The sequence below is a fragment of the Ruminococcus sp. NATIVEDY160 genome (genome assembly GCF_045819885.1).
Taxonomy (GTDB): domain Bacteria; phylum Bacillota; class Clostridia; order Oscillospirales; family Acutalibacteraceae; genus Ruminococcoides.
The window spans coordinates 1,802,466-1,815,092 of sequence record NZ_CP162391.1; the positions used below are offsets into that span (position 1 = coordinate 1,802,466).

Here is a 12,627-nt window from a genome sequence, read left to right on the forward strand (position 1 = left end):
CATTCGCTGTCAACCGCTTCGACATAATTCAGTCAAAAATCGGTTTATGCACATTTTTTCATCAGGATTGCAAAACTGTCAAAAATAGCCGCACTTTGATGAATTTGTACAGTTGAAAATGAATATTTTTATTGATTTCTCCGTCAAAATGTGGTATATTTATTGTTATATAGGTCAGTCAACGATTATTAATCGTAAGCAATCCTTCATCTTACGGAAAGGAGAGACTATGGCTAAGGATATATTGGACGCTATCCGCGCCGCCGAGGAAGAATGCGGCGAGCGTGAGGCACAGGCAAAGGCAGACGCTCAGGAGCGCGCCGCGCAGGCAAAAAAGGACGCCGCCGCGCTGATTGAAAAGCGCGAACAGGCTGCCCGCGAGAAGTGCGAAAGGTCGCTGGAGCAGGCAAGGGCTGAGGCGGAAAAGGCGCTTGAGGAAGCCAGAGCCTCGGCAGGCTCGCAGTGCGCGGATATCTCGGCGACCGCTGAGAAAAACCGCGGCAGGGTTGTCCTCGACGCGGCGGAAGCAATTCTGCGTTAAACTAAAAAACAAAACTATCATCAAAAGTGTGGTGAAGCTATTTGGCAAAAGCAAAAATGAAAACCGTCAGGATCGTCGCCCTCCGTCAGGACAGAAAGCGGCTGCTCGAGCACTTGCAGGACAGCGCGCTCGTTCAGATAAAGAGGGTCGAAAAATCCCGCAGCGGTTTTGAGCGCGTTGATATGAGCCGGCCAATGCAGGTCTTTGAGCGCAACGTCACACTGACGGAACAGGCGCTTAAGATCCTCGACAGCGTTTCTCCCGAAAAGGGCGGAATGCTAGCCTCCCTTAAGGGCAGACGCGAGGTCGACCCCGACGAGATCGGCGAGATCGCTGCGAAGTCGGGCGAGGTCATCTCGATCTGCAAGCGGCTCGCTGAGCTCGACAAGAAGCGCAGCGACAACTCCGCCGAGAGGACGAGGATCGCGACTCAGCTCGTACAGCTCGAGGCTTGGCAGAAACTCGATATCCCGCTCAACACGACAGAAACCAAATCCACCGCCGTCTTTGTCGGCACCTTCCCCGAGCAGTACTCCGAGGCAGCTCTAAAGGAAGCGATAGCGGCGGAGAACCCGAAGCTCGAATTCGTCACCGAAATCGATCACAGCGAGGAAGCGATGACCTGCGCCGTCATCTTCGTTCCTCAGAGCCAAAGGACAATGGCTGAGGACGTACTGCGTACCCTCGGCTTTGCGAGACCTATGGGAGCCACGAGCAAAATCCCGAAGGTCAAGTCGGAAAGACTCCGCGAAAAGAGCGAACGTCTCAGGCTCGAAAACGAAATGGCTGAGGACGAGATCAAGTCCTTAGTACCCAGGCGCAGCGACATCAAGATCACTCAGGACTACTTCCGCATAAGAGCGGACAAGTACAACGTGATAAACAACCTCGACCACTCAAAGCACGTATTCATCATCGAGGGCTTTGTCCCCGAGGACGACTGCGAAAAGCTAAAAGAGCTGTGCGAGAGAGTCGCGACCTGCACAGTCGACTTTGAGGATGCCGGCGACGACGCTCCCGTCAAGCTCAAAAACAACAAATTCGCCGAGCCCGCTCAGGGCATTCTGACGATGTACTCGCCGCCCGGCAAGGGCGACCTCGACCCGACGCCGCTGCTCGCGTTCTTCTTCTACTTCTTCTTCGGAATGATGTTCTCAGACGCGGGCTACGGACTGCTGATGGTTATAGTTATCGGCATCGCCCTCAAGGTGTTCAAGCCCGACAAGAAGATGCGCAACAACCTCAAGCTCTTCCAGTACTGCGGCATTTCAACCACCGTCTGGGGTCTGGTATTCGGCTCTATCTTCGGCGACGCGCCCGCTTCTCTGTACAACTACTTCGCGGGCACTACCGACATGACGATGGCAAAGCTTCTGCCGTGGCCGACTCTCGACCCGCAGAAGGACGCGCTGCTGCTGATGGTGATCTCTATCGCCTTCGGTCTGGTGCATATTCTCGTCGGCATGGGCTGCAAGTTCGTGGTCTGCTTCCGCGAGAAGGACTACGCCGCGGCATTCTTTGACACGGGACTGTGGATGCTGCTGCTTATCGGCTTAGCGGTTCTCGCAGCGGGAATGTTCCTCGCTCCTGTACTTGTTACGGTCGGCGCGGTAATCGCTATCGGCTGCGCTGTCGGTCTTGTGCTCACTCAGGGACGCGGCAAGAAGGGCATCGTCGGCAAGGCTATCGGCGGTCTCGCGTCACTTTACGACGTTACAAGCTACATCAGCGACCTGCTCAGCTACTCGCGTCTGCTGGCTCTCGGTCTGACGACCGGCGTTATGGCGCAGGTATTCAATATGCTCGCGACCATGATGGGCAAAAGCGTGGTTGGATTCATCTTCATGGTGATCATCTTCATCGCAGGTCACCTGATCAACATAGGACTCAACGCCCTCGGCTCTTACGTTCACACGATGAGATTGCAGTACGTTGAGATGTTCAGCAAATTCTACGAAGGCGGCGGCAAGGAGTTCGAGCCGTTCTCGCTTCAGAGTAAATACATTAAAATTCAGGAGGATAACAAATAATGGATGGTATGTTTTTCGCGCTTTTAGGCGCTTCAATCGCAACTGCTCTCGCAGGTATCGGCTCTGCAAAGGGCGTAGGCGGCGCTGCTCAGGCGGCTATGGGCGTTCTCTCCGAGGACAGCTCCCAGTTCGGTAAAATGCTCGTTCTCACCCTTCTCCCCGGCACACAGGGTCTGTACGGCTTCATCGTAGGCTTCCTTATTCTCGTAAGCTGCGGCGTTCTCGGCGGCAGCGCTCCCACACTCGCTCAGGGTCTTTGCTTCCTCGGCGCGTCACTCGCTATCGGTCTCGGCGGTCTCTTCTCGGGTATCGCTCAGGGCAAGGCGGCTGTTTCGGGTATCGCTATGAGCGCAAAGGACAGCAAAAACTTCTCAAAGGGCATGGTTTCCGTAACCCTCGTTGAGATTTACGCTCTTCTCGCGTTCATCGTTTCACTTCTCGTTGTAATCCAGATCCCCAACCTGGCAATCTGATTTGTCCGCTGAATATTCGCTGACAAACTATTAAAAGAGGTGAAAGCATGAACGGCGGAGAAATTATACTCAACCGAATTAAGACCGACTGCGACGAGGCGGTAAAGGCTATCCGCCTTGAGGCAGACAAGTCGCGCGACGCCGTTATGGCGGAGGCTGACAGGGAAGCGCAGTCGAGAGTCAAGGTCATCGTCGAGAAAAACGAGCAGAAGCTCCGTCAGACAAAGACGGCGTCACTCAGCCGCTGCGAGCTTGAGATCCGCAACGCGCTCCTCAGACAGCGCAGAAGCGAGATCGACAAGACGGTCGGCGCGCTGCTCGACTACTTCCTCGGGCTGCCCGACGGCGATTACTTTCAGGCTATCTACAGGCTCGCCGCCCAGTTAAAGGGCAAAAGCGGCGAGATCCTGCTAAACAATAAGGATTTACAGAGACTGCCCCAAGACTTTGAGGGCAAGATCCGCGAGGCGGGACTTGACGCCTCGGTCTCAAATACTCCCGCAGATATCCTCGGCGGCTTCGTGCTCAAGAGCGGAGACATCGAGGAAAATATGGACTTCCGTGCGCTCATTAACGCCCGCCGCGACGAAATCGAGGATTTGATCAACCGCGAGCTTTTTGAGCAGTAAGGGGGAGCTATGGCGTTATCATATGAATATTCCATCGGCTCCGTCCGCGCGAGAGAGAAAAATCTTCTGACGCGCTCCGACATCGAGCAGCTCCTTTCGCTCAAGAGCGAGGCAGAGATCGCTTCTATGCTCAGCGACAAGGGCTACGGCGAAGGCAAGACCGTTGAGGAGATCCTCAGCTCCCACACCGCTCAGCTCTGGAGCTATCTCAGGGCTACGGCTCCCGATTTCTCGATTTTCGATCCGTTCCTTATTCAGAACGACGTTCACAACTTCAAGGTGATCCTCAAGGGCACGATGGCTGACAGGGATTATGAGCACCTGCTCGTCACTCCGTCTACCGTCGATATCCCCGTGATGAAGAAGGCGATCGAGAGCAGGCTCATGAACCTGCTGCCCGAGTGGCTCAGAGTGAACGCCGACAAGGCGTATGAGGCTCTAGCCCACACCGGCGACGCGAGACGCTCGGACGCTTATGTCGACAAGGCGGCTATGCTCGAGATGCTGCGCATCGGCGACAGCGGAGAGTCGCGCTTCCTTGAAGCGTATATCAAAAACTTTGTATTCTACTGCAACATAAAAACCGTTCTCCGCGCCGCGAGAACAGGCGCTAACCGCGAATACCTCAAGCGCGCTCTCGTGCGCTATGAAGGCTTCCGCAAGGACGCGCTGATCGCAGCTGCTGTCAAGGGAATCGACGCGCTCGTCACCGAACTGTCAAAAATCCCCGACTACGACTGCAAAAAGGCTATGGAAGCGTATAAGGAGTCACCCTCGGCATTTGAGCGCTGGGTCGACAACCGCCTTATCCTCCTTGCGAAGGAAAGCTGCAAGCGCGCGGGCGAAGGCGCGGAGCCGCTGCTGGGCTATTACCTCGGCAGCGAGATAGAAAAAAAGGTTATCCACATCATTCAGAGCGGCGTACGTACAAAAACCGACGCCGATACTATAAGGGAAAGGCTGCGTGAGATTTATGGCTAAGAATATTGCCGTTATCGGCGACGCCGAAACCATCAAGGGCTTCTCGGCAATCGGACTCGACATCTTTCCCTGCGACGACAACGAACAGGCGGCTCACCTGCTGCGCAACATCGCGGACGGCGACAACTACGCGATTATCTACCTCACCGAGGAGGTTTACAACTCGGTTGAAAAGGACAGGGCGCGGTATGAGGAGAGGCTCACACCCGCCATTATCCCCATTCCCGGTGTCAGAGGCAGCCTGAATACAGGCAGATCGCGGCTTTCGTCCTTTGTCGAAAGAGCGGTCGGCTCCGACATTATCTTCAACGATTGAGGTGTATTAATTGAAAACAGGAATTATAACCAAGGTCGCGGGTCCTCTCGTCATCGCAGAGGGTATGCGCGACGCGAATATGTTCGACGTTGTGCGCGTCAGCGAGCAGCGTCTGATCGGCGAAATCATCGAGATGCACGGCGACAGGGCATCTGTCCAGGTCTATGAGGAGACCTCGGGTCTCGGCCCCGGCGAAAAGGTTGAGTCCACGGGCGCTCCGCTCTCCGTTGAGCTTGGTCCCGGTCTTATCGGCGCGATCTACGACGGTATCCAGAGACCTCTCGATGAGATCATGAAGGTCGCGGGCACCAACCTCAAGAGAGGCGTTGATGTTCCCGCGCTCGACCACAGCAAGAAGTGGAAGTTCAGTCCCACAGCGAAAATCGGCGACAAGCTCACGAGCGGCGACATTCTCGGCACCGTTCAGGAGACAGCTGCCGTGCTCCACAAAATCCTCGTTCCCAACAAGATCGAAGGCGAGCTCGTTAAGATCAACGAGGGCGAATTCACGATCGACGAGGCTGTTGCCGTTATTAAAACAGACGACGGCGACAAGGAAATCAAAATGTTCACCACATGGCCTGTCCGCGTTGGCAGACCCTACAAAAAGAAGCTCTCTCCCGACATTCTGCTCACCACGGGTCAGCGCCCGATCGACACCCTCTTCCCCCTCGCGAAGGGCGGCGTTGCGGCTGTTCCCGGCCCGTTCGGTTCAGGCAAGACCGTCGTTCAGCACCAGCTCGCTAAATGGGCTGCCGCCGACATCATCGTTTACATCGGCTGCGGCGAGCGCGGCAACGAGATGACCGACGTTCTCAATGAGTTCCCCGAGCTGAAGGATCCGCGCACAGGCAACTCCCTGATGGAGAGAACCGTGCTTATCGCGAACACCTCCGATATGCCCGTTGCGGCGCGTGAGGCTTCTATCTACACAGGTATCACTATCGCTGAGTACTTCCGCGACATGGGCTACACCGTAGCTCTGATGGCTGACTCTACCTCCCGCTGGGCTGAGGCTCTCCGTGAGATGTCCGGCCGTCTCGAGGAAATGCCCGGTGAGGAAGGCTATCCCGCTTATCTGGGCAGCCGTCTCGCTCAGTTCTACGAGAGAGCAGGCCGCGTGCTCGTAAACGGCACAGAGGACACCGAAGGCGCGCTCTCCGTTATCGGCGCGGTTTCCCCTCCCGGCGGTGATATCTCCGAGCCTGTATCTCAGGCGACTCTCCGTATCGTAAAGGTATTCTGGGGTCTTGACGCGGCTCTTGCCTACAAGCGCCACTTCCCCGCTATAAACTGGCTGACCTCATACTCGCTCTACACCGACCAGCTCACAAAGTGGTTCTCGGGAAACGCCGCTCCCGACTTCATGGAGCTTCGCGGCAGACTGATGGCTCTGCTCCAGGACGAGAGTGAGCTGCAGGAGATCGTAAATCTCGTCGGTATGGACGCGCTCTCAGCGCCCGACAGACTCAAGCTCGAGTCCGCGCGCTCTATCCGTGAGGACTACCTGCACCAGAACGCCTTCGACCCCACCGACACCTACACCTCGCTGCCCAAGCAGGTGCTTATGATGCGCGCTATCCTCAGCTTCTACGACAAGGCTCTTGAGGCTCTGCAGAACGGCGCGAACATCGAGTTGCTTGTAAATATGCCCGTAAGAGAGAGAATCGGCCGTTACAAGTACGAGCCTGAGGACAAGGTTGCCGCTGAGTTCGACTCGATCCAGGCGCAGCTCGACAGCGAAATTGCAGACGTACTGAAAAGGAGTGATGACTGATGCCAAAGGAATACCGCACCATACGCGAGGTCGCGGGACCTCTGATGATGATCAGCGACGTCGACGGCGTCAAGTATGACGAGCTCGGCGAAATCGAGCTTCCGAACGGCGAGACCCGCCGCTGCAAGGTGCTTGAGGTCGACGGCACCAACGCTCTCGTACAGCTCTTCGATTCCGCGGCAGGTATCAACCTCGCCGATTCAAAGGTAAGATTTCTGGGTCGCTCAATGGAGCTTCCCGTTTCATCTGATATGCTCTCGCGCGTATTCGACGGTCTGGGCAACCCGATCGACGGCGGCCCCGCGCTCATCCCCGAAAAGCGCCTCGACGTTAACGGCACACCCATGAACCCCGCCGCGAGAAACTATCCGCAGGAGTTTATCCAGACGGGTATCTCCGCTATCGACGGTCTTAACACGCTCGTAAGAGGTCAGAAGCTGCCTATCTTCTCGGCTTCCGGTCTGCCCCACGCACAGCTCGCTGCTCAGATCGCACGTCAGGCTGCCGTCCGCGGCAAGGACGAGCAGTTCGCGGTCGTATTCGCCGCAATGGGTATCACCTTCGAGGAATCAGACTACTTTATCCAGTCCTTCAAGGAAACAGGCGCTATTGACCGTACCGTAATGTTCGTGAACCTCGCGAACGACCCCGCAATCGAAAGAATCGCAACCCCTAAGATGGCGCTGACCGCCGCCGAGTATCTCGCGTTTGACCTCGGCATGCACGTTCTCGTCATCATGACCGACATCACTAACTACGCCGACGCTCTGCGTGAGGTTTCCGCCGCGCGCAAGGAGGTTCCCGGCAGACGCGGATACCCCGGCTACATGTACACAGACCTCGCGACCCTCTACGAGAGAGCGGGCAGACTCAGAGGCAAGGACGGCTCTATCACGCTTATCCCGATCCTCACCATGCCCGAGGACGACAAGACCCACCCGATCCCCGACCTTACGGGCTACATCACCGAGGGTCAGATCATTCTCTCCCGTGAGCTGTACCGCAAGGGCGTTACTCCGCCGATCGACGTTCTTCCCTCACTTTCGCGACTCAAGGACAAGGGTATCGGACCCGGCAGAACAAGAGAGGACCACGCGGCGACCATGAACCAGCTCTTTGCGGCTTACGCGAGAGGCAAGGACGCGCGCGAGCTGATGGTTATTCTCGGCGAGGCGGCTCTCACCGACATGGATAAGAAGTACGCTGAGTTCGCTGAGGCGTTCGAGAGAGAATACATCTCCCAGGGCTACGAGGCGAACCGCTCTATCGAGGAGACCCTCGACATCGGCTGGAAGCTGCTGGCGATCCTGCCGCGCTCCGAGCTGAAACGTATCAAGGACGATATGCTTGACAAATATTACCCGAAGAAGGCTTGACGACAACAGCCGCCCGAGAAAAGATAAATTCTCGGGCAACAACTTGGCGCAGCCCGATTCAGAGCAACGTCTGACGCGGGCAACCGTCATGTTAATTCAGTCGAACCTGTCTTCACGGAGGTAAAAAAATGGCAGTAATGAATGTTAATCCGACGCGCATGCAGCTGAGCAAGCTCAAAAAGCAGCTCACAACCGCTGTGCGCGGACATAAAATGCTCAAGGACAAGCGTGACGAGCTGATGAGGCAGTTTCTTGACTTGATCCGCGAGACCCGCGACCTTCGCGAAAAGGTTGAGGCGGAGCTTGAACACTGCAACGCGCACTTCGTCAACGCCAGCGCCGTAATGAGCAAGGAGGCTCTCGACGCGGCTCTCCTCTCGCCAAAGCAGCAGATCGGAGTTCAGATCGGCTCCAAAAATGTCATGAGCGTAGAGATTCCGCAGTTTGAGACCGAGACGCGCACCGCCGACAAGGGCGATATCTTCCCCTACGGCTTCGCGTTCACTTCCTTTGAGCTCGACGACGCTGTTACGAGCCTCGATACGGTGCTTCCCGACCTTATCAAGCTCGCTCAGTACGAAAAGAGCTGCGAGCTGATGTCGGCGGAGATCGAAAAGACCCGCAGGCGCGTTAACTCGCTCGAGCACGTAATGATTCCGCGCTATCAGGAGACGATCAAGTACATCTCCATGAAGCTCGAGGAAAACGACCGCTCCAGCCGCACACGGCTGATGAAGGTTAAAGACATGCTCCTCGACAAGGCGCACCACTATTCGGCATGAGAAAAACCCTGACCGCAAAAAGGTCAGGGTTTTTTATTTGAAAATTGAAAACGAAAACCGGAAAATTTAGGGTCGCTCCGTTCCGGATTTTGGTTATTGAAATTACCTGCGGACTATGATAAAATAACAGTAACGGAGGTGCCGCTTATGATGTATCCATATCTAACGCTCGACGACGAAACGGAAATCGTTCATTCCGAAATGAGTGAGAATAACTCGGTTAAAGTTTATATCGAAAAGCCTGACGAAAACGACGGCTTTCACTACGCGACCTGCTATCTTCCGAATTACGAATGGAAGGACATTTTCGGTTTCTCGGAAGAAGAGATAGAAAAATATCGGAAGATTATTGAAAACAACGCCCACCTGATTCTGGAGCTTTCGCAAAACGGAGGATTTGACAATGCCTCAGGTTTTTAGAATAGGCTCCTATATCGTGTACTTCTGGGCGAATGAAAACAAACCGCTTGAACCTGTTCACGTTCACGTAGCCAAAGGAAAGCCCTCTGCGGACACTACTAAGTTCTGGATAACAAAATCAGGCAGATGCCTGCTTGCAAACAACAATTCATGCTATAATAACGTAACGATAAACTATCTAAGCAAGGCAATCGAAGCAAACAGCTTTATCATCATTGAAAAATGGCTCTCTTTTTTTGGGGAAATCCGTTACTACTGCTAAAGCAAAACCCTGACCGCAAAAAGGTCAGGGTTTTTTATTTGAAAATTATCGTTCACACGCACGGGAAAGTGACCCCATATTTTTCTAAAATCTCGTGAAACTCCTCGTTCTCGGCTTTAGTTAGGGTAAGGTATTTTCCATTGTTCTCTACAATGTCATCGCCGTCGCGCGCTGGCATGAACGTATCGCCGCCGAACGAAACGCTGACATCCTCGCCAAATCCGCAGGACGGAGAATCATAGTGAAGCGGCTTGCCGTAAAGCAGCTCTCTCAGGCGCACGGAATCCTCCTCGTTCACGGGCTCGATCTCGTCGTAAAAACGTACCTGAGCCTGATTCGCGAAGGGGTTGCAGGAAAAGATATTGAACACATGGAAAAGGTTCAGCACAAATATCACCGCTACTACGGCGATAATACCAAGCAGCGCTTCCTTCTGATTTTTAAACCCATAATACACCTCCAGAGATTACAATTCTGTAACTTTATTCTATCACGGTATATTGCCGCTGTCAACCGATTCTAACAAAAAGCCCGACTCGTAAAAAGTCAGGCTTTTTTCTATATTAGAATTATTCGGTTTTGAAATCGAACCTGCCGTCGATAAAGTCACAGGTGACCTTGGAGTCGGACACAACCTTGCCGTCGAGCATGTACTCGGAGAGAGTATCCTCAATTTCGCTCTGAATCGCACGTCTGAGCGGTCTCGCGCCGTATGCATCGTCAAAGCCCTTGTCGGCGATGGCGGTGATAGCCGCGTCGGTGAAGCTGATTTCGATATTCATCGCCTTCAGACGCTTTGCAAGGGTGTCAAGCATCTTCTTCGCGATTTCCTTGATCTCGTTCTGAGTGAGCTTGTTGAACACAATGATGTCGTCAACACGGTTGAGGAACTCGGGACGGAATACCTTCTTGAGCTCGCCGAGGACAAGCTGCTTTACGTCCTTCTCCTCTCTGTCCTCGTTCTGAACGAAGCCGAGCGCCTTCTGGTGGTCGGTGATCAGCCTTGCGCCGACGTTGGAGGTCATGATAATAACGGTGTTCTTGAAATCGACCGTCCTGCCCTGGGAGTCGGTAAGTCTGCCGTCCTCGAGGATTTGCAGGAGCATGTTGAACACGTCGGGATGAGCCTTCTCGATTTCGTCGAAGAGGACTACCGAATAGGGCTTTCTGCGGACCTTCTCGGTGAGCTGACCGCCCTCGTCAAAACCAACATATCCGGGCGGCGAACCGATGAGCTTGGAGACCGTATGCTTCTCCATGTACTCGGACATATCGAGGCGGAGCATGGCGTTTTCGTCGCCGAACATAGCCTGAGCAAGAGCCTTGCACAGCTCGGTTTTGCCGACGCCTGTGGGGCCGAGGAAGATGAACGAGCCGACGGGACGCTTGGGATCCTTAAGACCTACCCTGCCGCGGCGGATAGCCTTGGCGATAGATGTGACAGCCTCGTCCTGACCGACTACGCGCTCGTGGAGAACCTGCTCCATGTTGAGCAGCCGCTCGCTCTCCTCCTTGGTGAGCTGAACTACAGGCACGCCCGTCCAGTCGGAGACGATCCGCGCGATAACCTCGGCGTCGACCTCTCCGCAGCTGTCCTTCTGAGTGTCCTTCCAGTTCTTGCGGGCGTCGTCGAGGCGCTTCTGAATCTCCTTCTGCTCGTCGCGGAGCTTTGCCGCGCGCTCGAAATCCTGCTCGTTGACCGCGCTCGCCTTCTCCTGCTCGTACTGCTCGAGGGTCTGCTCAAGCTCCTTGATGTTGTCGGGAGATGTCATGGACTTGAGGCGAACCTTTGAAGCGCCCTCGTCGATGAGGTCGATCGCCTTGTCGGGCAGGTAGCGGTCGGCAATGTATCGCGAGGAGAGCTTGACGGCAGCGTCGATCGCCTCGTCGGTGATCTTGACCTTGTGGTGAGCCTCGTACTTGTCGCGCAGACCCTTGAGAATCGCGATAGCCTGCTCCTGAGTGGGCTCGCCGACCTTGACGGGCTGGAAACGTCTCTCGAGAGCCGCGTCCTTCTCGATGTACTTGCGGTACTCGTTGAGGGTTGTCGCGCCGATCACCTGGAAATCGCCGCGCGCAAGCGAGGGCTTGAGAATATTCGCGGCGTCCGCGCTGCCCTCTGCCGCGCCCGCGCCGATGATTGTATGGAGCTCGTCGATAAAGAGAATCGTGTTCTTGCTCTGCTTGACCTCGTCAATCGCCGCCTTGATTCTCTCCTCAAAGTCGCCGCGGTACTTCGCGCCCGCGACCATGCCTGTGAGGTCGAGGGTGACAACGCGCTTGTCGCGTAGGATTTCGGGGACATTGCCCGCGGAAATCTCGAGTGCGAGTCCCTCGGCTACGGCGGTTTTGCCGACGCCCGGCTCGCCGATGAGGACGGGGTTGTTCTTTGTGCGGCGCGAGAGGATCTGGATCACGCGCTCGATTTCCTTCTCTCTGCCGATGACGGGGTCGATTTCGCCGTTCTTCGCAGCCTGCGTCAAATCCCTGCCGAACTTCTCGAGAGCGGAGCCGCCGCCCGATTCGGAACCGTCAGGCTGAGATACGCCGCCGCTCTGCTGAGTGCCGAAGGAGCTCTTGAGCTGCTCAGCGAGGCGGTTGATGTCTACTCCCATGTCGCGGAGGAAGCTATGGGCGTAGCTGTCCTGCTCATAGAGAATCGCGAGCAGGATATGCTCTGTGCCGACGTAGCCGCCTGTGCGCGCCGCAAAGGAAACAGCCGTCTGCAAAAGCCGCTTTGTGCGCGGAGTAAAGGCGTTTGGCGAGAGCTTTGTAGGATAGCCCGAGCCGGTGCTTCTGATTCTGCTTTCGAGGTCAGCCGCGTTGAGACCGCATGCCTTGAGCGCTTCGGCTGCAACGCCTGTGCCTTCCTTTGCAAGACCGAGAAGAATGTGCTCGGTGCCAACGTAGTTCTGACCCATGCTTTCGGCGGACTGAACCGCGAGGTTTACCGCCTTGTTTGCTTTCTGAGTGAAGCCTTCGATGTTGAACATATACATACACCCCCATGTTTAGTAATCAATTTATTATATAACCCAAA

At 55.3% G+C, this 12,627-nt stretch carries 13 protein-coding genes; 11 read left to right on the top strand and 2 right to left on the bottom strand.

From position 1 onward, the window contains the following. The first annotated feature begins 229 nt into the window (after nucleotides 1-229). From AB1I49_RS08840 to AB1I49_RS08890, 11 genes are all read left to right on the top strand, one after another. Entirely contained in the window at nucleotides 230-541 is a 312-nt protein-coding gene (locus tag AB1I49_RS08840) for a hypothetical protein (RefSeq protein WP_316611420.1), read from the top strand. Nucleotides 542-582: 41 nt separating this feature from the next. Beyond that, nucleotides 583-2,571: a V-type ATP synthase subunit I gene (locus AB1I49_RS08845; RefSeq protein WP_316609287.1), complete on the top strand. Its 1,989-nt coding sequence runs from the start codon at nucleotides 583-585 to the stop codon at nucleotides 2,569-2,571. Continuing rightward, complete coding sequence (locus tag AB1I49_RS08850; RefSeq protein WP_316609289.1) at nucleotides 2,571-3,044, top strand: V-type ATP synthase subunit K; 474 nt, start codon at nucleotides 2,571-2,573, stop codon at nucleotides 3,042-3,044. Before AB1I49_RS08845 ends, AB1I49_RS08850 begins: the two co-directional genes overlap by 1 nt. 47 nt (nucleotides 3,045-3,091) lie before the next feature. Next, nucleotides 3,092-3,673: a V-type ATP synthase subunit E gene (locus AB1I49_RS08855; RefSeq protein ID WP_407720757.1), complete on the top strand. Its 582-nt coding sequence runs from the start codon at nucleotides 3,092-3,094 to the stop codon at nucleotides 3,671-3,673. A 9-nt stretch (nucleotides 3,674-3,682) separates the two neighbouring features. Beyond that, on the top strand, nucleotides 3,683-4,654 hold the full coding sequence (locus AB1I49_RS08860; protein WP_316609292.1) for a V-type ATPase subunit: 972 nt from the start codon (nucleotides 3,683-3,685) through the stop codon (nucleotides 4,652-4,654). Then, nucleotides 4,647-4,970, top strand: a complete 324-nt coding sequence (locus AB1I49_RS08865; RefSeq protein ID WP_316609294.1) for a V-type ATP synthase subunit F — start codon at nucleotides 4,647-4,649, stop codon at nucleotides 4,968-4,970. The genes AB1I49_RS08860 and AB1I49_RS08865 overlap by 8 nt, the downstream gene beginning before the upstream one ends. Nucleotides 4,971-4,980: 10 nt before the next feature. Further along, nucleotides 4,981-6,747, top strand: a complete 1,767-nt coding sequence (locus AB1I49_RS08870) for a V-type ATP synthase subunit A (protein ID WP_407720758.1) — start codon at nucleotides 4,981-4,983, stop codon at nucleotides 6,745-6,747. Further along, nucleotides 6,747-8,123, top strand: coding sequence for a V-type ATP synthase subunit B (locus AB1I49_RS08875; protein ID WP_407720759.1), 1,377 nt, complete (start codon nucleotides 6,747-6,749; stop codon nucleotides 8,121-8,123). The genes AB1I49_RS08870 and AB1I49_RS08875 overlap by 1 nt, the downstream gene beginning before the upstream one ends. A 128-nt stretch (nucleotides 8,124-8,251) precedes the next feature. Then, nucleotides 8,252-8,905: a V-type ATP synthase subunit D gene (locus AB1I49_RS08880; protein ID WP_316609298.1), complete on the top strand. Its 654-nt coding sequence runs from the start codon at nucleotides 8,252-8,254 to the stop codon at nucleotides 8,903-8,905. Between the two features lie 147 nt (nucleotides 8,906-9,052). Next, nucleotides 9,053-9,325, top strand: coding sequence for a hypothetical protein (locus AB1I49_RS08885; protein WP_186834286.1), 273 nt, complete (start codon nucleotides 9,053-9,055; stop codon nucleotides 9,323-9,325). After that, entirely contained in the window at nucleotides 9,309-9,587 is a 279-nt protein-coding gene (locus AB1I49_RS08890; RefSeq protein ID WP_186834285.1) for a DUF4160 domain-containing protein, read from the top strand. Before AB1I49_RS08885 ends, AB1I49_RS08890 begins: the two co-directional genes overlap by 17 nt. A 52-nt stretch (nucleotides 9,588-9,639) precedes the next feature. Here AB1I49_RS08890 and AB1I49_RS08895 read toward each other — a convergent pair whose 3' ends face one another. Continuing rightward, nucleotides 9,640-9,975 (bottom strand): hypothetical protein, encoded by a 336-nt coding sequence (locus tag AB1I49_RS08895; RefSeq protein ID WP_316611415.1) that lies wholly within the window; start codon nucleotides 9,973-9,975, stop codon nucleotides 9,640-9,642. A 181-nt stretch (nucleotides 9,976-10,156) separates the two neighbouring features. Beyond that, on the bottom strand, nucleotides 10,157-12,586 hold the full coding sequence (locus tag AB1I49_RS08900; RefSeq protein ID WP_407720760.1) for an ATP-dependent Clp protease ATP-binding subunit: 2,430 nt from the start codon (nucleotides 12,584-12,586) through the stop codon (nucleotides 10,157-10,159). Nucleotides 12,587-12,627 lie beyond the last annotated feature (41 nt).